At 61.2% G+C, this 24,251-nt stretch carries 18 protein-coding genes and 1 tRNA gene; 4 read left to right on the top strand and 15 right to left on the bottom strand.

The annotated features are described in order from the left end of the window. Positions 1-91: 91 nt before the first annotated feature. From ACYQ6J_RS12495 to ACYQ6J_RS12480, 4 genes are all read right to left on the bottom strand, one after another. Positions 92-1,996, bottom strand: a complete 1,905-nt coding sequence (locus ACYQ6J_RS12495; protein ID WP_460184514.1) for a hypothetical protein — start codon at positions 1,994-1,996, stop codon at positions 92-94. An 89-nt stretch (positions 1,997-2,085) separates the two neighbouring features. Next, a complete protein-coding gene (gene pilM, locus ACYQ6J_RS12490) occupies positions 2,086-4,869 on the bottom strand; it encodes a type IV pilus assembly protein PilM (protein WP_460184513.1) in 2,784 nt (927 codons plus the stop codon). 528 nt (positions 4,870-5,397) lie between these two features. Next, positions 5,398-7,911, bottom strand: a complete 2,514-nt coding sequence (locus tag ACYQ6J_RS12485) for an HzsA-related protein (RefSeq protein ID WP_460184512.1) — start codon at positions 7,909-7,911, stop codon at positions 5,398-5,400. Between the two features lie 266 nt (positions 7,912-8,177). After that, positions 8,178-8,606: a secondary thiamine-phosphate synthase enzyme YjbQ gene (locus ACYQ6J_RS12480; RefSeq protein WP_460184511.1), complete on the bottom strand. Its 429-nt coding sequence runs from the start codon at positions 8,604-8,606 to the stop codon at positions 8,178-8,180. 260 nt (positions 8,607-8,866) lie between these two features. Between ACYQ6J_RS12480 and ACYQ6J_RS12475 the strand changes: the two genes are divergently transcribed. Beyond that, positions 8,867-9,082 carry a hypothetical protein gene (locus tag ACYQ6J_RS12475; RefSeq protein WP_460184510.1) on the top strand — a complete coding sequence of 72 codons (216 nt, stop codon included), beginning with the start codon at positions 8,867-8,869 and terminating at the stop codon, positions 9,080-9,082. Between the two features lie 510 nt (positions 9,083-9,592). Continuing rightward, entirely contained in the window at positions 9,593-9,808 is a 216-nt protein-coding gene (locus tag ACYQ6J_RS12470; protein ID WP_460184509.1) for a hypothetical protein, read from the top strand. Positions 9,809-10,227: 419 nt separating this feature from the next. Here the strand turns inward: ACYQ6J_RS12470 and ACYQ6J_RS12465 are convergent, their stop codons facing one another. The 3 genes from ACYQ6J_RS12465 to ACYQ6J_RS12455 form a co-directional block, all read right to left on the bottom strand. Then, positions 10,228-10,440, bottom strand: a complete 213-nt coding sequence (locus tag ACYQ6J_RS12465; RefSeq protein WP_460184508.1) for a carbon storage regulator — start codon at positions 10,438-10,440, stop codon at positions 10,228-10,230. A 254-nt stretch (positions 10,441-10,694) separates the two neighbouring features. Then, on the bottom strand, positions 10,695-11,003 hold the full coding sequence (locus ACYQ6J_RS12460) for a hypothetical protein (RefSeq protein ID WP_460184507.1): 309 nt from the start codon (positions 11,001-11,003) through the stop codon (positions 10,695-10,697). 463 nt (positions 11,004-11,466) lie between these two features. Beyond that, entirely contained in the window at positions 11,467-12,198 is a 732-nt protein-coding gene (locus tag ACYQ6J_RS12455; RefSeq protein WP_460184506.1) for a transposase, read from the bottom strand. A 477-nt stretch (positions 12,199-12,675) separates the two neighbouring features. On the opposite strand from ACYQ6J_RS12455, the gene ACYQ6J_RS12450 reads away from it, so the two are divergent. Together ACYQ6J_RS12450 and ACYQ6J_RS12445 are read left to right on the top strand one after the other, a co-directional pair. Continuing rightward, entirely contained in the window at positions 12,676-13,578 is a 903-nt protein-coding gene (locus ACYQ6J_RS12450; protein WP_460184505.1) for a hypothetical protein, read from the top strand. Between the two features lie 121 nt (positions 13,579-13,699). Next, the gene (locus tag ACYQ6J_RS12445; RefSeq protein WP_460184504.1) at positions 13,700-14,218 is read left to right on the top strand and encodes an alkaline phosphatase family protein; all 519 of its coding nucleotides are present in this window, start codon (positions 13,700-13,702) and stop codon (positions 14,216-14,218) included. A gap of 252 nt (positions 14,219-14,470) precedes the next feature. Here the strand turns inward: ACYQ6J_RS12445 and ACYQ6J_RS12440 are convergent. The 8 genes from ACYQ6J_RS12440 to ACYQ6J_RS12405 form a co-directional block, all read right to left on the bottom strand. Further along, positions 14,471-14,545, bottom strand: a tRNA-Pro gene (locus ACYQ6J_RS12440). Between the two features lie 250 nt (positions 14,546-14,795). After that, positions 14,796-15,782, bottom strand: coding sequence for a ParB/RepB/Spo0J family partition protein (locus ACYQ6J_RS12435; protein ID WP_460184503.1), 987 nt, complete (start codon positions 15,780-15,782; stop codon positions 14,796-14,798). Next, on the bottom strand, positions 15,775-16,521 hold the full coding sequence (locus ACYQ6J_RS12430; protein WP_460184502.1) for a ParA family protein: 747 nt from the start codon (positions 16,519-16,521) through the stop codon (positions 15,775-15,777). The genes ACYQ6J_RS12435 and ACYQ6J_RS12430 overlap by 8 nt, the downstream gene beginning before the upstream one ends. 565 nt (positions 16,522-17,086) lie before the next feature. Further along, a complete protein-coding gene (locus tag ACYQ6J_RS12425; protein WP_460184501.1) occupies positions 17,087-18,388 on the bottom strand; it encodes a DUF1015 domain-containing protein in 1,302 nt (433 codons plus the stop codon). Between the two features lie 172 nt (positions 18,389-18,560). Further along, the gene (gene ahcY / locus ACYQ6J_RS12420; protein WP_460184500.1) at positions 18,561-19,898 is read right to left on the bottom strand and encodes an adenosylhomocysteinase; all 1,338 of its coding nucleotides are present in this window, start codon (positions 19,896-19,898) and stop codon (positions 18,561-18,563) included. 369 nt (positions 19,899-20,267) lie between these two features. Then, positions 20,268-21,224 (bottom strand): GNAT family N-acetyltransferase, encoded by a 957-nt coding sequence (locus ACYQ6J_RS12415; protein ID WP_460184499.1) that lies wholly within the window; start codon positions 21,222-21,224, stop codon positions 20,268-20,270. 422 nt (positions 21,225-21,646) lie between these two features. Continuing rightward, positions 21,647-22,402: an MBL fold metallo-hydrolase gene (locus ACYQ6J_RS12410; RefSeq protein WP_460184498.1), complete on the bottom strand. Its 756-nt coding sequence runs from the start codon at positions 22,400-22,402 to the stop codon at positions 21,647-21,649. Beyond that, positions 22,399-23,877 (bottom strand): APC family permease, encoded by a 1,479-nt coding sequence (locus ACYQ6J_RS12405; protein ID WP_460184497.1) that lies wholly within the window; start codon positions 23,875-23,877, stop codon positions 22,399-22,401. The genes ACYQ6J_RS12410 and ACYQ6J_RS12405 overlap by 4 nt, the downstream gene beginning before the upstream one ends. Positions 23,878-24,251: the final 374 nt, after the last annotated feature.

Raw genomic sequence — 24,251 nt, 5'->3', positions numbered from 1 at the left:
GGCACGCCCTATCGTGCGGTCGGAGTGTTCCCCGGTCCTGCCGTTCCCAATTGTCCTAAAATTGCCTAAGTTCCTCCAGCTTTCTCCCCGATTACGGTTGATTTCCGGTCGGCGCGGCGGGCGGCGTACCCGCGGGCGGGGCCGCAGGCGTGCCGGTCGTCGCCGATACGTTCGGATTTGCCGCGGCGGGCGCGGCCGCCGGTGCCGTAGGCGGTGCGGTTGCCGGGGCCGCGGGGGGCGTTCCCGGCGGGGTTACCGCGGGTGGCGGACCGCCCGGCGGCGGAGCGGTTCCCGGCCCAGGCGATGTCGGAGCGGGCGTGCCGGGCGTCGCACCGGCGGGTGCGGCGGCGGGGGTCGCCGTTGCCGCTCCCGAGGTATCCGCCGGTTGTTCCGAACCGGGCGGAGTCGCCGCGGTCTCCGGAGGCGCAAGGGACTGCCCTGACGCCAACTCGCGTCCGCCTTCCTTGCCCAACATGCTGAAGTCCGGCGGGTTGAAGATGTAAATCACCCCTTCGATCATGACGGGAACGTCGTTGACGCCGGATTGGCCTTGCGTCGCACCCGCGCCCATCGGTGACGATCCGCCCGAACCGTACGGACTAGCCCCGTACCCGCCCGAGTATTCCGACCCGTAGCCTTCCCCCGTGCTGTACGAAGCACCTTCGCTCCCGTAATCGGATCCCATCGTACTCATCGGCGCCATTCCGCCCATCATGCCGCCGGTTTGCGAGCCTTGGCCCGGCCGAATCAAGACCCGAACGATCTTGATCGGCATGTCGGAGTTGGCGCAGTTGACGAGCAATTTGTCAAGTTTCCGCTGATCCACCACCAGTCGCATGCGGACCGGCATCATTTTGAACTCGGCGAAGGGTTGCGTGGCCGTGGGCGGCAAGGGGTTTCCTTCGGCGTCCACGTACCGGCCGAACTGACTCCGTCCGCCGGCGCCGGGCATGCCGCCGTAACCGCCGTATTCCGAACCGTATTCACTGCCGCCCTCTCCCATGGCGACGCCGGGGTACGAACCGCCCGACCCCATGGCGACGGAGCCCATTTCGGAACCGGAGCCCATGGGCGAACCCGATCCCATCGGTCCCGCCGCGTACCCTCGCCGTGCTCCCCCAAAGCCGCGGGCGGCGTCGGGGCCGATTTCCAATGCGTCGATGCGTTTGACGACGGCGTTATGTTGTCCCGACGCCCCTTCATTGGTCTTCCGGATAACGCGCAGCAAGGCTTCGTAGACCCACAGGTCCTCTTGCGCGTTCCAAATCTCATCGGAGGTCGGTACGCGAATCCAGTTGAAGCGGGATTTGAGCTGGGCGATGCTTTGCGGATTCCAATCGACGGTACCGACCATCTCGATCTGAGATGCGGCACCCGGCGCCCCGCCGTAGGTGCTTCCGACCCCGGTATTCATAGCGCCCGCCCCGGGGTATCCGCCGTAGGCTTCGCTGCCGTATTCCGACCCGCCGCCCATCCCGGGATAGCCCATCATGCCTTGGGTCCCGCTCCGTAAGCTGCCCAACTGCCGCAAGTCGGCATCCTTGGGCCGACGCAGGTCCACGATTTCGAACAAGGTGGGAAAGTGTTGCTCGATGAAGTTCAGATAGATTTCGCGAAACCGATCGGGGATCGGATCGCCCGGCTTGCGGTTCGGCGCTTCGACCCAGGTCAAAAACTCTTGACCCAGCGCCGCCGGCCATTTGTTCTTCTCTTTTTGAGCCGCATACATGGCGACCCAGGCTTGGTACACATCGTTGCGCAGTTCCTCGATTCTGCTGCGCGTCGCATCCACCACCTGAGGATTAGGAGAACCAACCTTAATTTGACTCAACTGGGAGCGCAAGCCCTCCAGTTCCGTCTTTCGGGATTCGATGTTTTTGCTTACGGACGCCTGCGCCATAAACCAGGCGGAAAGGCCGACCACGACGGCCAAGCCGCACACGATCCAAAAGAGGTGTTTGTACACGCCGGCGAGGATCTGCTTGAGTTGATCCATGGCTTCTTCCTCAGTAGTCGGGCGAATACGTTTGAGCCCAACCGAATATCGCGAACTCGGGGAAAGCTCCCAGGACGAAAATCAAAGACTCAAGGTTGCGGCGACTGCGGAGGCGGACCGCTCGCGGGCGGCACGGCATTGCCACCACCCGCCGGGGCGGCAGGTGGCGCCGGCGGCGGTACCGGGGCATCCGGCAAATCGGCGGCATCGACCGGGACGCCGGCATTCGGCGGAAGCGAACCCGGCGGCATCGGCGGAGGCGCTCCCACACCCGGACCGCTTCCCGGCGGAAGCGGCATCGGCTGCGGGGCTGCACCGGGCGCCGTCGGAGGTAGTCCCGTCGAACCCGGCGGCAACGCCGAAGGTGGACCGCCCGGTAAACCTGCGGGAGGAATCGCAGCGGGTGCCGCGCCTGCCGGCCCAGGCGCCGGGGTGCCCGGTACCGAGGGAGCGGGGACGCCGCCGGGGCCGGGCATGACGGGAACACCCGCCGCACCCGGTGCCGCCGCAGACCCGCCCTGCTCGACGTTCGGTTGACCGCCTGCCGCCTGTGCGGCAGCCTCGGCGGCCTGCTGTTGCGCCTCCTCGCGCGCCTTCTTCCGCTCCGACTCCGTCTTAGGTTGCCACACGAACTCCACCACGAAGTCGAATCGTCTCAATTCGATCACGCCGGGAATGGTCATCGTCCCAGGGGTGCCCGGCGCGCCGGTACCCAAGGTGCCGGTCGATCCGCCGGGAATTAGGCTGCCGGTGGGGATGCCGGTGGGCCCCATGGTGCCGGCGCCCGGTGCGAGCGTGGAGGGCCGAACGTTCGGGTCCGTCACCCGCACCACCTTGATCTTGCCGGGGTTGATGAGGCACGGGAAACCGATACCGAGTTCTTTGGGCGTCAACCATTCGCCGTTCACGAAGAACGGGCCTGTTTCGAGATTCTTGATCAGCGTGTTGCGGACGTACTCGGCGCCTTGATTGATTTGGGCCGTCTCGCTGTTATGGTAGTGATAGCCGGTCAAGCGAATCACGTAGCCGGGACCCGTCGGACCGGGGATCGACGGCGGAGGCGGCGGGGCGGCCGCGCCTCCGTAAGGCGAGGCGCCGGGATACATCGAGTCGCTGCCGCCATACGGAGAGGACATGCCGTAGGGCGACGAGCCTGCGGCACCCATCGGCGAGGCTGCCGGAGCGACCGCCGCCGGAGCGGCCTGGGCGGTCGTCGTTCCGGTCTGGCTTTCCGCACCCTCTTGGCCTTCGGGAGCCTTGTACCATCCGCCCGTCATCTGCCACCACGTGGAAAGGTCGTCCAAGTAGTTGGCATCCAAGCTGGTGATATGGATTTGCTCGCGAGCCTCCAGCGCTTTGGCCTGCTCTTTGGGATCTTCCGATGCGGCGGCTTGCTCTTCCGCGGCGGCCTGCGCGGCGACGTTCTCCGCCTGCAAGCGGTATTGCGGCAGGGCTTGATTGACGGCGGTCAGAAGCTCCAGCCAAAGCAACCGCCCCTCCACGTTTCCGGTCAAGTTCTCGCCGATGGCCTTGATTCGGTCGAACTCGCTCTCCACCGACGACAAGTCTTGCTGGTGCCGTTTGGCGGTATCGACGACTTGCTTGGCGCGCTGCTCGGCGGATCCGAATCGGTTGGGCGACACGCTGCTCAGCGCCAGTGACGATGCGGCGAAACTCACGGTGCAGCCCAGCAAGAGCGTGGCTGCCGCCGCCAGCGCCCAGGGCTTTTTAGCGCGGATGAAGCGGTCTTTGACCACTTCGTCGGGCAACATGTTGATCTTCATGTAGGCCCGATCGATGCCCTGGAGCGCCAGACCGTACACCACTCCGAAACAAGAGAGGTTCTCGCGGAAACCGGCGGAGTCCACGACCTCATTGCCGACCAAGTGCGGGAAGGATTCGATCCGCTCAATGGGAAAGCCGAGGCCTTTTTCGATGTATCCGCGGAGTCCCGGCAGCTTCATCGGGTTTCCCAGGGCGATTCCCCGGGCAATCTCCGCCGACCGCTCGATGCTGCCGTAGTAGCTGATCGATCGCTGCAACTCCGACAGCAGTTCCGAGAAGACCGGCCTCATGGCCTGGAAGACGGCCTTCGAGTCGGGGTGCGACGTCGGGTTCTTCTTGAGGTGCTCCGCCTTGGAGAAGGTCAGTTTCAGCTCTTTGCTCAGGGCTTTCGTGAAATGGTTTCCGCCGAGCGGAATGTTGCGCTGCCAAACTCGGTAACCGTTGGTAATCACCAGGTCCGAGCTATCCGTGCCCATCGAGAAGACGCAGATCGACGGCGGCGGATTGTCCGGATCGTAATCGTCCGGCGACGGCAGATCGTCCATCGCGTCGAAGCGGGCATAGTTGAACAGCGCCAGAGGGCTGAGTTGGATGATGTCGACCTCGATGCCCAATTTCCGGAAGGGGTCCAGGGCGGCATCGATCTGATCCCGTTTCAGGGCGAACAGACCGATCGTCGAACCTAGCGCGAAACTGCTTTCTTCGCTACCCACGTCCATCCGCTGGTAGCGCCAGACCACGCTGTCCAGATCGTAAGGAATCTGCTGCTTGGCCTCGAATCGGACGACGTCCACCAACTTGCTCAATTCCACCGGCGGGAGCTTGATGAAGCGAGCCAGGCCCGTCGCCCCGGAAACCGAGATCGCGACCCTGTGTCCGCGAACTTCGTTGCGTGACAGGAATTGCTTCAGCGCCGTCTCGATCAAGCTGGGCGGATCCGCCGCCGGTTGCGTCAAAAGCATGGGGTATTCGATGTAATCGAACGCGTCGGCCTGAACGATATTGGGGGTCTCGGTCGGCCGAAGACGCAGGGCCTTCAGAGACGCATTGCCGATATCGATTCCCCACGCGGATTCCTGTTTCGCCATATTCTGCTACCTCAGGCGTTCGACGGCGCAACTCGGACTGCTTGGCTTGTGCCGAGTCGGCATTCTTTCGCTAAAGACCGTATTGTGCGTTTCCAAGATCGTGGCTTCGAGCGTCCGGGTCGAGACGATGCCCCGCAAACCGAACCGGAAGTCCATCGAGTAGTTCGTGTTACGGAGCGGTTCCCGAGACACCTGTTTTCCGCCGCACGTGGAACTCTGTGTGAAGTGAAAACGGGATCGAAATGTCTACCGAAATGTGACGAGAATACGCTTTCCCCACACCCTAATTTATCCCCGATTACCCCAGGGTGTCAACTTTCGAATCATCCGAACGAGGGGAGTCCTTTCGGGCGGCGCACGGCGCTGCCGCACTCAGGCTTCGGGGTGCGGCGACGGCCCCTCCGAAACCAACGCGCCGTCCCGTTCTGGCGCGGTGCGCCAAACCGAAACCCGCCCGATCCAACGCCGCGATCGTCCGGCGAAACCGGTCTCCGCATGTCGCCGCCGAGGCGAACTCCGCCGTGCCGGTTACTCGCCTGAAACAAGGTCTCCCGGATTCGACGGTTGGTAGATGAACGAGTCCCAATAAGCTCGATCCACGGCGTACGGGTCGATGGCCGCATCCGGCGCAAGATCGGGCGGAATGAACCCGAACCGCTGCATCTCTCGGATATAGTGTTGATTGGGCCGAAAGCCCGGCATATCGAATCGCTTCCCCTCCTGAAGGCGCCGCTGCGCGTCCGTGATGGCGGCCAGCGTCTTCTGATACACGGGGTCCTCTTTATCTTGGACCACTGCTTGGCCGCAAAGTTCCAATCCGCCTGCCGACCGCGCTAAGGGCGCGCGGAGGATGTAGGATTGCTCGGGCCGATCGAGGTTCATCAGCGGTTCCGGGGCGCCGGGCCAACCGCCGTTCATGACGATCCGCCGTTGCGGACCGTCCGGCGTCTGCACTTCCTGGGAATGGCACGAACCGCATCGCGCCCCGATTTCTCCCCAGGGCAAATTCACCGGATAAAAACCGCAACCTAGCGCCGCGTACGTGCCGGGATAGCAGGCGCTGGTCTCGATCCACAGGCGAATCGTCTTGACTTCCAGCGGCGAAGGCTTGGCCCCGTAGTGACTGCCGTCCACGAGCTTCATCAGACGACTGGCGGCGCTGCCGTAGCTATACGGAGGACGATTTCCGCGCGGCTCATTCCGCCCGTCGGAGACCAAGCCGCGCACCGTCATCGTCCAATAGCTGATCGAGTATCGTGCCGTGTGATCGCCCGTCAAATCGATCTTGCCCTCGCGTTTGTCGGGGTTGTGGCAGGAAACGCAATGGCGGTCGAGAATCGGCTGGATATCGCGCGGGTAATCGAGCACGGGCGGGACGTCCGTAATGGGCTGAATGCGCGACGGTCGCCGGAGCAAGGCCATCACGTCGGTGACGGGATGCGGGGCATGGTGACGCGGTTCATGACAGCCCACGCAACTGGTCTGCTCGCCCGGTTGCATCGTCACGAAACTGTGCATGCGTTTCACGGCGATGTCGTTTTCGTCCAGCGCCACGAAAAAGAGGGATTGCAGGGCGGGCACCTCGAAGTTCGCCGATCCGTCCGGTTCCACCGGGACCTCGCCCACGATCTCCGCCAGGGTGAAGGAACCGCCGATCGTCAACGGCTCCATGCCGCCCGAAAAGTTGACCGGCTTGGGCAATTGCTTCAGCACCAGCAGTTTCTTGATCGTCCCGCGCGGCACGCCCTCCATGTTGCGACCGCGGTAGATGTCCTCCAGAACCAGCGTACCGGTCGGCTTGGAAAGGTCGACCCGCGGCGGAATGACCCGTTCCCGCGGTCGCGCGACCAGCGGGCGCGGCTCGTGGCACTGGAACCGTCCGCGCTCGTCTTCCGGCAACTGATAGATCAACTCGCTCCGCCCTTGCGAGTTTAGGACGTGCAAACCTTTCGGGCTTGCGACCAGGAAGCAATCCTCGGTAATGGCGTACGGGTCCTTGAAATCTCCGCTCTTGCTGATGATGCGCACCGCCGCCTGATTGTCGGGACCGAGGCTGGGATCGACCACCGCTACCGGGCCGAGGTGTTCGGGCCGACCGTGTCCCGGCGACCACGAGACGACCACTTTGTTGGTGTTGGGGATCGGCTTGGCGTCGAGCATCGCCACGCCCCCGTACATGTTTCCGTAGAAGACGGTCTGAAAGGTCCCGTCCGGGTTGGCCGTCCAAAGATGGTGGAAGTGGACCTGGCTGCGATCCACGTACTCCCATCGCATATAAAGAATCCGTCCGTCGGGCAGCACCCACGGCGTGTTGTCGTGGTCGTTGTTGCTGGAAATGGGGCGGATATTGCCGCCGTCGGCGTCGCAGCGGTAAAGCACCGCCACTCGCGTGTACCAGCAGTTCACGAAACGTCGGCACCGTGACGAACAGAAGATGATGCTTCCGTCCGGGCAATAGGTCGGTTCGATGTCGTCGTCGGGACCGTCCGTCAATTGCCGCAGGCCGGTGCCGTCGATGTTGATTTCGTATAAATGAAATGGATGCTCGCCGCCCTTGCGATACGAGAACAGGATTTTTTGCCCATCGTAATGGACCTGCGGGTCGCGAATGCCGCCTCGCGGATCTTCGAGGATGACGCGCAGTCTGCCGGTCCGGAGATTCAGGGCGCACAGACGTCCGCCTTCGCCGTATCCCCAGTAAACCCCTTCCTCGAACTTGAAGCCCAGGTTCTTGGGATAGTCCGAGTGGTCCGCGTAATTGCCGAACGTCACGTACCAGTGGTCTCGACCCGGCACCCGAACCGCGAACACGATCTCCTCGACGTTCGCCAACGGTCCGGACAACATTTCGCTGAGGAGCGGACCGGGCTTCCACTCGGGGACGTTGGCGGCATCGGCCCATGCCGCGCGGTTGCCCTCGAAGACCGCGATTCCCAAGGCCGCCGTCAACAAGAAAGCGGGGGCGAAGCATCTCCAGGCAACGTATCGCCGACGCGAAACGGCAGGACGGGATGCGAGTGACAGGCGGGTACGACTCAACATGGCGGGCCTCCCGGGATCATGCGGCTTGGTTCGTTCCGCTCCTTGGAACAAACCTTCATTCGTTCTGGAAAGGGCGAAAGTCCCTTGCGCTCCCTCAGTGTGAATCCGCCGATTGCGTCTGTCAACATGAATGCTCAACGAGAATGGGACGACCGGCGGGGTGCGGAAAGGTCGTCGCGTGCTTTCCGCGGGAGTGATGGACGACGGACTCGCCGGGGTGGCCGCGCGGAAATCGCGAAGCGTCGCGGTGACGGCAGGCCTTCCCGCTAGACGCGTCGCCTGCCCCAGAGGGTCAAGACGATGCTTCGACCGGATGCGCGGCGTCGGTGCTCGCAGAGAAAAATGCCCTGCCAAGTGCCCAAGGCTAACCGACCGTTGCCGACGGGCACGCTGACGGAACTGCCGAAGAGCGAAGCCTTGGCGTGGGCCGGCATATCGTCCGGTCCTTCAATTGTGTGCCGATACGCAAACGCCTCCGGCGCTACGTGGTCGAAAAGACGATCCAGATCGACCGGCACGTCGGGATCGGCGGCCTCGTTGATCGTGAGCGAGGCCGATGTGTGCTGGATGAAGACGTGGAGAATGCCCATCTCGAACTCTGCCAACTCGGGCAGGGCGTCGCATATGTGGTGCGTAATCGGATGCAAGCCCTTCCGCGCGGCGGGAAGTTGAATCCGGCGTTGAACCCATTCCATTTTCGGACAAATTCCTTTTTCCGGCGCGTCGTTCGAACGATATAATGTCGTCGTGGCCTAATGAAAGGTTCGAGGTCACGGTGGAGACCGCCGCGGATCCGACCAAGCGGCAACGGCCTTGTCATCGTGGCGCTCGGCATGGAGAAAAGCAAGCGGGGTCTTTCGGGAGAGGGCGAACTTCCGGCGAAGACAGGGTGTCTTGACGGTCGGCGGTCGCTCCCAATCGATACGTCGGAATAGCCGACACGGGAGGACGAGGCGTGCCTTGCACCCATTTGCAGCAATTGTATGCCCTGTGCGAACAGCACGGGCTGAAGTTGAGCAGTTCGGAAGTCATTCGTTTGGTCTGTCCGAAGTGCGGACTGGAGGACCGTTGTCCGGACAATCTGCTTTCCGAGTATGAACAGCGACACGGCCGAGACGTGCAAGATCATGCGACCGGGGCGAACCCCGCCGAATCGGAAAGCGTACGATAGGGGACGTATGTTTTCGAGGGCGTCGGACGACGGAATCGTTCCGGGGCATAGATGGCTTGCTCGGGCGGAATTGATGTGGGACAAATAGGGTGAAACGGGCGGGTTTTTGGCCCGCGCGATTTTTTGTGAGAGCACCTATTGACGTCGCTCGAAGAATTCTTAAAATGGTAAGTTTCATTCATCTCGCCCCATGTCAGCGGCGCCGTGATTCTTCCTACCGAAAGCCTGGGTCGAAGATGAAGGTCGGCTAACGAGTTTTCGCGGTTGCAGGGCGACCGCTTTGGCGGATGAGTATTCTTTAGGCTCGGCCGACACAAATCGGGCTTCCGCTGCGTTACGGCTTTCGGTCGCCGCTTGTGTGCCTAGGCATGACCCGAGTGGGCTATGCCGTAGGCATGACGAGGCACCCCTGGGATTTGAAGCGAAGGGCTGTGTATGCCCTTTGCGTTGCGTAGTAAGAGGTTGGTTTGTTGTTTCAGACTCTTTGAGGAGTAGAAAGCGAGGTGTACCATGCGAAACGTCTTCGATGCCATCACAGAGTTCGGTCACGACGAGGACTTTACTCCGGTGGAGACCGAGGACTTTGTTCCAACGGACGCGCCGGCGGGTTCTCGGGCCAAGTTAGAGGTCTTGGCGGAGCGCGTTCGTAAGGGCTTGCCGCTCTGGCATCCCTTGGATCGCAGCGACTACAGCGGCCTGACCGGGGCCGTGCCTCCGCAAGAGTGATCTTCTTACGGTGACCGAGCGCCCGCCGGGGATGGCAAGTCGCAGCTCCATTGCCTGTAGGGATTTCGTATTCCTTACCGCATCCTTTGGATATCCACCTCCCCGGCGGCAAACGGCTTTCTCGCCACCTTCGCAACCTGCTTGAATCGCATCTCTCGGCGAGGGTGTCCCGACTCTTGAGAAGGTAGGGTCCGCCTTCTAACGCGGAGCGGACCGAGTCGCTGAAGAACCGTCTTGCCGCGGCGACTGCATGGTCGCTGCTTTTTGCAGCGCGGCACGTCGTCGGTTCTTCGCGCAAAATCTCGCCGGCCACAATTCACGTGCTCGCGATCTGTTTGTGAAGAGTCGCGTTCCGTCGCAACAAATCCCGGATGACCTTGCGGGATCGCCCGACCTGGTGCAGGCTCGGGCAAGGTTGTTCACGTGTTTTCGGACGCGGTTGGCGCGGGGAGATCGCCCGTTGTTGTTGCTCCCGGTTGATCCCTTAGGTTCAATTCCTCTCGGACAATGGGGACGGTCCTGGGGGCGTCGATGCCCAGTCTTACCTGGTCGCCCGCCACACGCACGATCGTTATCGTGATATCGTCACCCAATCGAATTCGTTGGTTTTCTTTGCGAGAAAGAACCAGCATCGCTGCACGCTCCCTGTATTCAAGTATCCTTAGCCGGTTGGCAGGGTAAGACTCGATCCACACTCTTCGACTACCGTGAGGGCACGCCGAGTCCTTGAGTCTCGGTCGTCCCCGGGTTGCTTGCGCAGTCGCGGAGTCCTGTGGCAACCGCGTTTGGCCCCTTTCCGCCGCGTTTTGGGATCTGCCGGCAACGTTGCGCGCGTTCGCAGTTCCCGCATTTCCACCCGGTATTCACACGTCCGGATCGAAGGGGTCTAGGCCGCCTCTTCGCAGTCGTTGGGCAAGATGGGGGCTTCGTCCAATCGAACGACGAGGTAGCGCTCGCCCGCCGAATCGTAAAAGAGGACTTCACGACGGTCCGCGTCCCAAATGGCGGTCAAACGTACCTGTCGCGGACCGGATATCCAAAAAAGCACACCCTGGGGTCGTCCGCCGCGAAGCAGAACCCGCTCCGCCATGGGGAATTGGTCTTCTTGGAGATAATTGGAGTGACATAACGTCTGTTTCACAAAGCCACGCAAATCACGCAAAGTACCCAATCGCAGCGATTGGTATGCCGCCACGGCTTTACCTCCCAAGAATAAGTGCAATGAAAACTTGCAAAGATTAAGAAGTTTGGGTGGTTTGAATTCAATCTCTATACTGGGAAGTATCGGATAAATGAGGCCGATTGTTTGGCGGATATGGATAAAATGGGGTGTTTTCACACGGCACGACCTGAGCCGAGTCACACCACAAAATCGCGATCCAGTGTAGGCTGCGGCCCGCGCGTTGCTTTCCCGGCGGGCGTGTACGCCTCATCTCCGGTCGGATTATGACGGAGCCGTTGGCGTTGTAAACTTTTTGGCGGGAGAGCGAGTTAAGAGGGCGAGACTGGATAGGTCGGGAAGAGTCGCGGAAGAAGGATCAGGTGGGTGCGTGGGGCGGGGAGCCCTCAGGAAGGAATGCCGCAGAGGCGGGAAGGTGGCACTCGAAGGAAGAAAAGGCGGCGTTCGAGGGAAGAAAACGCCTCAAAGCGGTCTTTGATCAGCCTTCCGCGCGCACTCCGCGCAGACCGTCGTCGTGCCAGACGGGCTCAACACCGACAAGATTTCCGATTCGTCCGCCGCTCTGGGGTAAAAAACCTAGGTGACCGCCGCAGCAGGTTTTCCTGAAGGTACTTTCACAGCGGTAGAAGAAGGTTCTTTCCCGGCGGTAGAACTCATCTCGGGATGTTTGATCCCCGGAGATTCGCCGAAAACCTTTTCCCGCAATGCCTTGGCGAGCGGACTGAGCCGTATCGGCCTCCGCCGCCTCTCCCTCCTTCCGCCGCGCCTTCAGCCCCGTGGCGTCCCCGGCCAGGTTCTCTCCCAAGTCCGGCACCACCTCGGCCAACCGTTGCACCATGGTGTTGAACATCTTTTGCAGGAGGCTGCGAAACGGTTCCCGGCCCAGCAGCTCCATGAACCGCGACATGTTCCAGGCGTTGGGAACCTGATCCTCCGATTCGATCCCAATCAGCTTCCGCAGCTCCGCGTTCCGCCTCAGTTCGGCCAGGCACGACTCCATCGTGGGATGCCGCAAGGCGATCTTTAGCACCGACGTCCCCCAGAGCACACGGACCGGGTAGTCGTTCCGCCCCTTGCCCCGGGATCTCTCCAGAGATGCGAGAAACTCCTCGTCGGGAATGGACGTTAGAAATTCCCGCAGGGTGCGAATGGTGGGACTATCTTCCAGGGTATCCCAGGCGAAGAGAGGTCGGAGGTTGGGGATTTGCATGGAGGTCTTCCTGAGCCGGAGAACAAGGGATTCAGCCAACGCTTTGCGTGCTTTCGCAGGGAAAGTTCTTGTTCCGCACCACCCAAGGGGCTTTGGATCAAGCCGATCCTTGTGAACGCATACATTTACTACGCACCAAATCCCCGCTTGTTCGCAGGCTTGGTCGAAAAATCGTGAAAAATCGCTCCAACGCGGGAAAAACCGCCTCTTTTCCGCACATCCTGCGGGGAAGGCCCTTTCCAGGCCCTTCCTAACTTGAATCCATCACGCAAGATGGGAACAACGCAAAGGGCTCGACATTTCGCGTCCGCTGTGGCAAAAGCGCATTCCTCTGATTAAAATGTCGCCGGGCGGGCTAGGCAAGCTATCCCCGAACCCGCGGCTGCACCACGCGGTGCCCGCCCCTTTGTCTCGCGGTGTATCCTGGTGCGTGAGGTGCACACGTATCTCAGGCCGCTGTTAGAAAAGGGGACAGCCATGCTGTGGATCGTGCTCTGTGTCACCTTAGCCGTCGTGGAATCCGGCGACTGGTCGGCGATCTTTCGGGCTCAGCAGCTTTTCCATGAGGTTTACGGGAAGCGAATCGAAGCGGCGAAAACCTCAGCAGAGAAGAGTGCGCTAGCGCGCGAGATTCTTGATGTCGCCAAAAAAGAAAGCGACTCGGCGGCGAAGACGGTCGAATTGGAACAAGCGAAACGTCTCGCGGTAGAAGCGCATGATCTTGCAATTGCGATCGAAGCGGTGCGAGTCATAGCGGCGCAATCACCTAAAGACGAGCGATCAGATGATGAGCAACTCCTTAAGGCGGAGGAGGTGTGGCAGGAGGCAGAAAGCAAGACCGGCGTCGACAAGCTGTACACACAGTTGGACGCACTTCAGGAGTTCTTCCGAGTTTCATCCCCACCGGTTCTCGTTAAAAATAGGTGGGAGCAGAGGATAGAACAGGTCACGTCAGGTGGTGGCATCGTACTGAAAGCAAAGGATGCCAAGCTGGTTGGCCGGCATCTGGTGTACGTTTCAAACATCGATCGGATTACCGCGTGGTCGGAGCCGAACGAATACGTCGAATGGCATGCTGAGTTACGATCTGGCACCTATGAAGTGAGTATAGAATACACTGGCCCGTGGAGGGGGCCACTGTCTGTTTTCGCGGTTGGCGTCTTCCGCAACAATTCCAGGACACCAATTAGCGCGAGGTTTTTTTCCTTGGAAAAAACCGAGACATGGGATACGGCCAAGACCATCACCGTTGGTTCGGTCCGTGTGCCTAAATCCGATAGCTATACTGTTCGCCTTTGGATTGTAAGAAAAGACAAGGATATACGCCCTGGGTATCCGACCATTGATGTCAAGTCAATTCGGCTCAACGGGACAAAGTAGTGGCTATGGCTTGCGGATAAGAAAGCTTCCGCATTCTTCCTCAGCCCGGTGAGATGGAATGGATAATCGAACGTGCGAAAGCGGACCTGACAAGGAGGTCCCTCCGAGATTACTGTCATACGTGAATAGCAATGCCCCCTTGCGGGGAGAAAAAGGCTCCGTTTACGAGGGAGGGATTCGAGTGCCGTTCGTCGTCACTTGGAAAGGCAAGCTGCCTTCCGGGGCGACCTACGACAAGCCGATCATCAGCCTGGACGTGCCTGCTACCGCCGCGGCATTGGCGGATGCGACTTTTCCTCCCGCGCCGGCCATCGACGGAGTGAATGTGATGCCGCACCTGTTGGGTGAGGATGCCGCGCCTCCGCACGATGCGCTGTTTTGGCGAACCGGTGGGGGGAACAGTTGGGCGGTGCGTCGGGGGGAATGGAAACTGGTGAAGATCGGTAAGAAACCGGAGGAGTTGTACCGACTCGACACGGATATCGGTGAGAGTCGCAGCGTGGCGGAAGCCCATCCGGAAAAGGTGGAGGAGCTTCGGACGCTGTACGAGACCTGGAATCGCGATAATATTCCGCCGCTGTTCGAGAGTCCTCGCCCGGCCAAGAAGCCGGCGCCCCGGTCCACGGCGTCGTTGAAGTGACCGGATCGCGAGCGAGTTCGGGGGTCTTGCCGTGACCGGCGGCGTGCGTCTTTGAACGTTGCATCCGGTGTTGCCCCGTGAGCAGACGGATTGGCCTCCCACCGTGCCCCAATGGCGCAGCGAGACCCAGGCCGCGATCCGCCCGACTATTCCCGACCTTGTGACTTAAGTATTTGTAATCAATAGCGTTAAGTAGATGTTATTAAAACGGAAAAGGCCGTCCGCCCCCATCGGACGAACGACCTTCTAAAGTCGGGGTGGCCGGATTCGAACCGGCGACCCTCTGCTCCCAAAGCAGATGCGCTAGCCAGGCTGCGCTACACCCCGAGGCGAGACGGAGTCTCGCTTATGATCGCGATGCGGCGGTCGCGCCGACCGATTGGGCGCGGAAAAAGGGACCTCTTCGTCCCCGCTTCGTGCCGCCGTTTTGGGTTCAGTAATACTGGTTATCGTAACTTGCCGGCCTGTCGCAAACAACGCCCGGCGGCCGGTTGTCGCCGATGCTGAGGAGGCATGAGTCGCCTTTGCATTCGGCGGGATCCGCGACGCGACGCTAGCTTGCACCGGGCGGCCCAATTTACATCGCATCGGCGACGGCATCGCTTTGGCCGCAAATGTGCTGCCGGATTCGCTCGAACTCTTCGTGCGAGCGGAAGTGGATCACGATCTTTCCGCGTCCTCGTCCGTTGTGCGAGAGGTCCACCTTGCTACCCAGGGCCGCGCGAAACTCGCGTTCCAACGCCTCCAGATGCTCGTTGGCCGCCGGTCGCGCGGGCGCCGCCGTGCCGTCACGACCGACGACGGAGAGCACGGGACCGTCGCCGCGTCGCCGCTCTTGAACCATGGCCTCGACCTTGCGCACGCTCAAGCCTTCCGCTTCGACGAGGCGGCACAGTTCGATTTGTTCCTCCTCCGATTCCAGTCCCAAGATTGCGCGGGCGTGCCCCTGCGTGATGCGGTTCTCGCGCAAAGCGTCTTGGACCCGCGGCGGCAAGTCCAATAGGCGAAGGAAGTTCGAGATGGTGGATCGATCCAAGTCCAGTCGCGACGCCAACTCTTCCTGCGAGACGTCGTAGGTCTCGATATAGCGCTGGAAGCATTCGGCCTTCTCCAGTGCGTTCAGGTCTTTTCGCTGGAGATTCTCGACGATCGCCAGTTCCGCCATTTGGCGGTCTTCGGCTTCGACGACGCGAACCGGGACTTCGGTCCAGCCTGCGCGGATGGCGGCGCGAAGGCGTCTCTCGCCCGCGATCAATTGATAGCCGGTCCCGACGCGGCGGACCACCAGCGGTTGCAGCAGACCGTGTTGTTGCAGGCTGTCGGCGAGTCGAGCGATTTCCTCCTCGTCGAAGTCCCGTCGCGGTTGGAAGGGATTCTTTTCGATTTCGAAAACGGAGACGTTCCGCAAGTCCGACTGAGGCCGGTTTTCGTCGTCCATCGGAGGCCGCATCGCGACGGTATCGGTTCCGACCGCGGCGATGTCTCGATCGAAGTCGGCTTCCGGCGAACCGACGCGTCCCAGCAGGGCCTCCAAACCTCGTCCAAGCCGTTTTTCTCTAGTCACGTTCCAAGACCTCCATGCACAACTCGACATAGGCCCGGGTGCCCCGGGATCGCGGCGCATAGTCGATGACGGGCTTCCCGTGACTGGGCGCCTCGCCGCAGGCCACATCCCGCGGGATCACCGTGGCGTAAACGATCTCTCCGAAAAACTCCCGTACTTCCGCCTCCACCTCCCATGTCAACTCCAGCGACGGATCATGCATCGTGAGCAGGATGCCGCCGAATTGGAGTCGGCGATCGCGTTCTTCCATGACCTGGCGAATGACCTCGATCATTTGAGCCAGGCCTTCCATGGCGAAGTATTCGCACTGGATCGGCATCAACACCTCTTGGGAGGCCGACAGGGCGGTCCGCGTCAGGCGTCCGATGGAGGGCGGGCAATCGATCAACACGGCGTCGAAACCCGCCGCCCCGCTTTCGAGATGATCTCGAAGTCGCGCGCCGTAGGTGCCGTCATCGTGGGCGAGGGCTTCGACGTCGCGAAAACGTCGGCTTCCCGGCAGGAGAAACAGGCCCGCCACCGCGGTCTCCAGCACGGCGTGGTGCAACGGTACGCCGCCGACCAAGGGGTGCCGGCCGACGGGTTGTTTACCCAGACCCGACGTGGCGTTGCACTGCGGATCCAGGTCGATCAGCAGAGTCTGCATGCCCGCCTTGGCTAGACACGCGGCCAAGTTGATGGCGGTCGTGGTCTTGCCCACGCCCCCCTTCTGATTGGCGATGCAGATAACCCTCGCCACGCTCGATCTCTCCTCGGCGACCCTTTCACCCGGCCTGTCGGCGACGGAACGGCGGTCGATTGTAACAATCCCCACGATCCACCGGAACGGCACTTTGGAGGTTGTCCCGTCGCTCGATTTTCCAGGCGTGCGGAGCCTTTCCCCGCTCGATTCCGTAGCCCCTGCTGCGCCCGATGGACGAGATGACTTTCGGGAGCGACTCGCCGCTTCCCTGACGCAAGGGGCGGGGACGCCGCCCGATTCTTTCGCACCGCGACCGCGTTTCACGTGAAAAAGGGGCGGGAATCGCCGGTACGGAGGCTACGTTGCCACCACGTTTGAGTGACGATCAACCCCAAAGGAATCAGCACGGGAATGCCGCACGGATTGCGGATGTCGCCGGACGCGGAGAGGCGGGGGAGTCGCCGAGTGGTGCGGAAACTTGCTCCCGCGGGTGGCGTGGACGAACTTAGAGGCCGGAAAAACCGGCAAGGTGCGGAGACGTTCGCCGCACCTTGCGGACGTTCCTGTCGGCAAACCCTGGGTCAGTTGCCCGGTTTCACGTGAAACGCCCGCGATTGCGGCTTTATTCCAACGGATTGATGACCAGGCCGGAGCAGAGCTTGGGATAGAAATACGTGCTCTTGGCGGGCATTCGTTCGCCTTGCATGCTCACGTCGCGGATGTCCTGGACCGTGGCGGGCGCCACGAGCGCGGCAACCGGGAATTCGCCGGATTGAAGGCCTTCGACGACTTCCGACACCAGGTGGACGTATTTCGGTTCGGGCAATTCCTCGATACCCAGCAGACGCCGGAGGACAAGACGGTGCAAGATCGCAACGTCCAACCGCCGCCACTCGGGCGTGTGGTCGGACGCTGCCTGATCCATCATCTCCCAACCCTCGGCCCGAATGCTCGCGACGGACCAAGTTTGATCTTTTCGCGTAAACAGCCCCAAGGAACCTTTTTCCGCTGCCTTTTCGAGCATTTGCCAGACATCCGCCGCGGCCTCGGGTCCTCGCGCAACAGTCTCGACGGCGAAAGCGGGCGTTAGCCGCTCGGCCAACTCTTCGGCCGACCAATCCGGCAACCCGCGGAGCAGTCGGTGGGTGGGCAGCACGATCAGGCCCGGGTCTTCCATCGCCACGCAGTGCATGAGCACGTAATGCGCCGGATGATCGGGACGCAACAGGCCCATGTCGCGAATCTGTTCCCGATACTCCAAAGCCGTCTCGTAACGATGGTGCCCGTCCGCGATGAAGATCGGTTGCGGGCCGATCAGTTTCGCCAGTCGGGTAAGGAGTTCCTCGTCGAAAATCGGCCAAAGCCGGTGTACGACGTCGAGGTGATCGACCGCCTCCAACGGCGTGCGCTGGGCCACGGCCTCGGTCAAGATGGCTTGTGAGCGATTCTCCGGGTCGGGGTAGAGGCCGAAGACTTGGCTCATGTTGGCCCGGCATACCGTCATCAACATCAATTGATCCATCTTCGGTCCGCGGAGAGTCTCCTCGTGCGGGAAGATTCGCCCCTCGTGGAAGTGCGACAATTTGACCCGACTCATAAAGCCGGTGCGGACATAGCGCCGCCCTTCGACCGTGAACTCTTGTTGATAGACGTACACGGCGGGATCGGCGTCCGGCACTAAGATCTCGTCGGCAAGCCAACTGCGATAGAACCGCTTGGCCCGGGAGTAGCGATTGTTGGTCTCGTCGTCGCCCGGTTCGATCCGATTGAGGATCAGGCGAATCACGTTATTCGGATGCCGTCGGTAGAGAGCCTCCTGCAACTCCGGCGAAATGACGTCGTACGGTGGAGCGATCACGTCGCTCAAGGCCCCCACTTTCGCCAGGTTGTACCGAATTCCGCGAAACGCCTGTATTTCGGGCATATCGATAGGTTCTCAAACGCTATGGTTTTGGAAAGGCCGGGACGGTCTCGGGCAACGAAAGTGCCGCCGCCACGGTGAATGATTCATCCCAATCTTGCGCCCACGCAACCGCGGGCGAAAGGCTCGCGGCATGTCGGCGGCGACGAAATCGCGAACGTGCGGCGATCCCGGATTAGTAGCGGTAATACTCGGGCTTGAACGGTCCTTCGACCGGGACTCCGAGATACTCGGCCTGCTCCGGAGTCAGTCGGGTGAGTTTCGCTCCGATGTGCTCTAAGTGCAACCGTGCGACTTCCTCATCCAGCTTCTTGGGCAGGCAATGCACTCCCAAGGGATACTTTTCCGGTTCGGTCCAAAGGGCGATTTGGGCCAAGACCTGATTGCTGAACGAATTAGACATCACGAACGAAGGGTGCCCGGTCGCGCAACCCAGATTGACCAATCGGCCTTCCGCCAGAAGGATCACGGACTTGCCGCTCGGCAACGTGAAGCGATCGACCAGGGGCTTGATCGTGGTGCGTTTGGCGCCGGACTTGTGCATCAGCCAGTCAACGTCGATCTCGATGTCGAAGTGCCCGATGTTGCAGATGATGGCGTTGTCCGGCATTTGCAGCATGTGCTCGGCGCGGATGACCTTGCAGCAACCCGAGGCCGTGACGAAGATGTGAGCCTTGGAGCAAACCTCTTCCAGCGTATTGACCTCGAAACCTTCCATGGCCGCCTGCAAGGCGCAGATGGGGTCGATTTCGGTGACGATGACCCGGGCGCCGTACGACCGCATCGACTGGGCGCACCCTTTGCCGACGTCTCCGTAGCCGCACACGACCACGGTCTTGCCGGCCACCATGACATCCGTCGCCCGCTTGATGCCGTCCGCCAAAGACTCGCGGCAACCGTAGAGGTTGTCGAACTTGCTCTTGGTCACGGAGTCGTTGACGTTGATGGCGGGCACCTTCAACTCACCGCGGGCATGCATCTGGTAAAGGCGGTGGACGCCGGTCGTGGTCTCCTCAGACAGGCCGCGGATGCCGGGCAGAAGGTGGGAATACTTGGGAGCGTGAACCATCGCCGTCAAATCACCGCCGTCGTCCACGATCAAGTTGAGTTGCTCGCCGTTAGGGAAGATCAACGTCTGTTCGATGCACCAGTCGTACTCCTCGTCCGTCTCGCCTTTCCATGCGTAAACCGGAACGCCTCGGGCGGCGATGGCGGCGGCGGCGTGGTCTTGGGTGGAAAACTTGTTGCAACTGCTCCACTGCACCTCAGCGCCCAACTCCAGCAGCGTCTCGATGAGCACGGCCGTCTCGACCGTCATGTGGAGGCAACCGGCGATTCGGGCCCCTTTGAGCGGCTTGGCGCCGGCGTATTTGCGACGCAGCGCCATCAGGCCCGGCATCTCTTTTTCCGCCATCTCGATCTCGCGGCGACCCCAATCCGCCAAACTGATGTCGGCGACTTTGTACGGCAGTTTTTTCCCGGTCGCGCTACTATTCTGAACCACCTGCGCCATCGCAAGTCTCCTGAAACTTCAAATGAGAAAAATCCACACCGGGAGGGAACGCCCCTTGCTGAGGAAGCGATTCCGGGCGAAAGCACAACACAACCTTCGCGACGAGCACAACCTCACGGCGAGAACGAGAAATATCCAACCGCAAGCCCCCCCGTTCGGTGCGGGCCACGGCAACAACAGTCTACCCCGCCATCATACGACGCACGCCCCTCCGCTGACAAGCACCGGAAGACGCATGGGCAGGCGTAACGAGGGCGAAGCTACCCGCGGAATTGCGAGCGTAGAAACGGATCCACGCGTCCCTCGCGGGCCGAAATGCCGCGGAAGAAGGAGAAAACCGTCATCCCCTGGGAGAGAGAAGCGGCGTTGTCAGAAGGTTTTGCAGTAGGTGATTCCGCCGGGGGACTCTTCAAAGCGATGGAAGCGGCAGGCATCCACCATCGCTGGCTCATCGCAGCTGATTTGAGCCTCCACCAAGCGACAACCGCGAAATTCCCCGCTGCGGTTGGTGCGGAGCCACTCCAGGGCCTGGAGGAGGACGAAAGATTCCAGCCCACGATCTCGCCAGTCCTCCGTGACCCGAAAACTCACCAAGCCCACGGTGGGACTTGAATGCGGGTTGGGAAAGACCGTGCGGAGCTTGAGCCTGGCAACCGCTCGGGAACCGGGGATCTCCCGCGCCACGAAGTCGATATATTCGTGGTGCGCCAAACACGCCGCGGCCCACCAGTTCGGCAATACCCCGGTCTCGGGCGACACTTGAACTTGGGCGTCCAATTGCGTCATTTCGGCATTGTGCTGTGCCGCATAGTCATTGAGATCGAGGCGGAAGAGAGAGTATTCGCATTCCGGTCGATAACCGTTGCGACTGAGAACCTCCGCGATGCCGGGATCCATGACGGCGGGGATGCGAAAACCGCTGAACAGACCGAAGTAGAACGGAGGCCAAGGACACACCGCGCCGACAAACAGTTGCGTGGCGCCTCGCCCCTTCAAGTAGCGTTCGCAAGTGCTCAGGAGCGATTGGACGACGTGCAAGCGGTCTCTTTGTTGGGGGGCCGCGATGAGGCAAGTCATGCCTTGGGAAGGGTCCAACTCCGCATCTTTACCCAGCGTCGGCAGCAACGAGGCGTGGGCGAAAGCGATCGGCACGTCGCCGTCGCAGGCGACGAAAAACGACCGCGGGTCGAAGCAGGGCTTGCCGAAGACGAATTGCTCGAGTTGTTGGTAGGTGACAGGGCCGAAAAAGCCGGGCATTCCCTGGCATCGGTTCCAAATGCCGGCCAGGGCGGGCGGGTCGGAGTTCCTAAAAGAACGAACGGACATCGCTCCCGCTTCGGAACCGACCGTAGGCCTGATCGCACAATTCCCCATGGGGTCTTGGGGCACAATCAGCCTCCGATTCTAAAAACTGTGGCGAATTGCAATCCCGTTGTAGCCCCTTTCTCGGCACGCAGCCTGATTCGCATTCCGCAAACGGAAGTCGTGCCCGCTTCTTAACTATTCCGTGCAATCGCCGAATTTTACCGGCAAACTCGGATCGCGGCTTCCGCTCTCTTTATCCATCGGTTGCTTCCCGCGGTCAATTCCACGGAATGCATTCTCCACATTATTGTACGGCGCGAAGCGGTCCAATACCAGCAGTTTGCGAATTGTGGCGCAAAGTTTCGCGCGGTTTACGCCCCTGAGAATGCGGGCTCCGACGCTCCCGTGACTTACCCCGACGTGCGCTTTCGCCGCCACTCCCCTCAAAACTCGAGCGCTAGGCCGTCGTAGGCCGTCGTAACGGGAACCGTGGCATCGGCCGAGGCCGAGTTCTCCAGTTCGCGAAGGTCTCCCGCCGGGTTGTGATGCAATAGGACTAGGCGCTTTGCGCCCGCCGCCGAGGCGACCCGTTCGGCTTGAACGCGACTGACGTGCCCGGTCTTGGCTGCCAAATCCTCGTAACCGGTCGGAAAATAGCATTCATGCAGTAGGAGATCGACCCCGCGGATGTGCGGAAGATAGCTCTCCGCCGCGCGGACGGTCGTGTCCGTCACGTATGCAAGCGACCGGTCGGCCCAATCGAAACGGTAGCCGATCGATCCCCCGGGGTGATCGAGGGGGAAATGTCGTATTTCGACCGGGGGCCAATCCGGCCTTTCCAAAAGCAAGGGGCGGGGGCTATCCAGCGGTGTGAAACGGTACGGAGGCATCTTCGGGAAGAGCGGTTCGGCGAACAGGTGCGACCGGACGGCCTCCAACTTTTCGTTTAGGCCGTGGACCACGATCTCGCCCAGCGTCGTTTGCCGTTCGAGGCTCCAATAGTAGGTCAGGCCGATGATATGGTCGAGATGGGCATGGGTGAGAAAGATATCCCAGCGCCGATGGTCCAGGTAATCCGCCAATCGGAAAAAGGCGGTGCCCGCGTCCAGGATCAGGCCCGCCTCCGGAAGTACCAGACACAGCGTGTGCCGTTCGTTCTGCGGGTGATACCCTCCGCTTCCCAAAACGATCAGCTTCATGCGTGGGTCTCCTGAGAAGACGGCGTTTCGGGCCGGATCGGCTCACCGTAGCACGAGCGGAGGACAAGGCTCACCCCGGCGCCGATCACCAGGACCACGATGGCCCAGACCGCCTCGAACGTGCGGTGTTCCACGGCATACGACACGCTGGAATAGATCATGAAGCCACACGACGCGCAGAAGATCAAGGGGACCAGCGGAAAGAGGTGCACGCGGTATGGCCGATCCCGGTCCGGTTCGCGAATCCGCAACACAAATAAAGAAAAACCCACCAAGCCGAAGAAGGTCCAAAAGATGGGCGTGGTGAAGTTTAGTAAATTGATAAAGCCGCTTTCGTACCAGCCCAACGCGCCGATCAGCGCCAGCGAGATCACGGCTTGGATCAAAAGCGATCGGATCGGGGTGCTCCGCGTGGGGTGCCATTCGGCGAGCACGCGGAGGATGGGATGGTCCCGGCCCATCGCATAATAGACTCTGGCCCCGGTTAGGATTTGTCCGTTCATGGACCCCAGGACCGACACGCAGATGATCAGGGCGATCGCTCTACCGCCCCAATTGCCGAAAGGAATTTTCAGCAAATCGCTGGCGACCGCTTGCGATTGTCGGACGCCGATGAATCCCAGACCCTGCACGAAAGCCAGCGTGACAAGGACGTATACGGCGGTGACGACGAGCGTGCCGAGGATCAATGCGCGGAGGATGTTGCGGTGAGGATTTTTGACTTCCGCGGCCACGTATGCCATTTCGTTCCATCCGCCGTAGGTGAACAAGACCAGGATCATGGCTAAGCGGAAGTTGGAACTGAGGGGAGCGGCGGCCTCCACCGTCTCTTGCGGGGCTTGGCCCAATCGCGGCACTAAGACCATGCCGACCACGAAGATCATCGCCAGGCTGAGCACCTTGAGCGTCGTCAGCAGGTTCTGCGTCCACTTTCCCTCGCGAATCCCGAGTACGTTGATCAGTGTCAAAGTCGTGATGGCCGCCCCGGCCAGAATCATCTGATCGGCGCGTGCGTGCGTTGATAAGCCCGGCAGCAATTCCCGGGCGTATTGAGCGAAGATGAACGCCATCATGCCGATGGAACCGGGTCGCACGATCCATAGCTCCGACCAGGCGAACAGGAAGCCCATGCGGCGACCGTAGGCGCGGGTCAAGAAAACGTAGTCGCCGCCCGCATGGGGAAAGGTCGTCGCCAATTCGGCGTAGCACAACCCGCCCAACAACGACAACAGACCTCCCAGCAGCCAGACCCCGACCAGGGCCGCAGTGGAAGGCACGCAAGAGGCGATGTCGGGAGTGGTCCGGTAGATTCCGGCCCCAATGATGATTCCGACGATGATGCAGACTGAGTCGAAGAGCGTCAATTGGCGACTGGGATGCCCCGATGCGGAATCGGCCGCGGCGTGCGGCGCGTTGCTCGGCGATGGGGCCGATGTCTGACCGCCGGATGGTTGGCCATCGGAAGCCCGAGCCATGGTGCATTTCCTCCCGATTCCGTGTCGTCGCCGCGACGTTCAGGGATTGCGATCGCAGCGTTCTGCTCCTCCATAACCCGCAAGGCCGGTAACGGCGTCGCGACGCCTTGCACGTGGAAGAGTCGAGCCGACGCAAAAACGTTTCGCAAAACCGTATCGTCCCAGAATACCCGATCGCCCATGGGCTTTCCACGCGGGCATTCAGGCGGTGGCCGGCCGGGGCGGAGCCATGCGTTTCGCGGACGGCGGCGCATTCACTTCACCACCAGCTTACCACCACCAGCTTACGCTGGTGGCTCCAGCTAACGCTCGTAATATGCACCAATGCTGGTGGCTCCAGCTAACGCTCGTAATATGCACCAATGCTGGTGGCT

This window comes from Thermopirellula anaerolimosa (assembly GCF_054657335.1).
The sequence above is the reverse complement of the archived record's forward strand: the minus strand, read 5'-3'. Positions and strand labels throughout refer to the sequence as shown.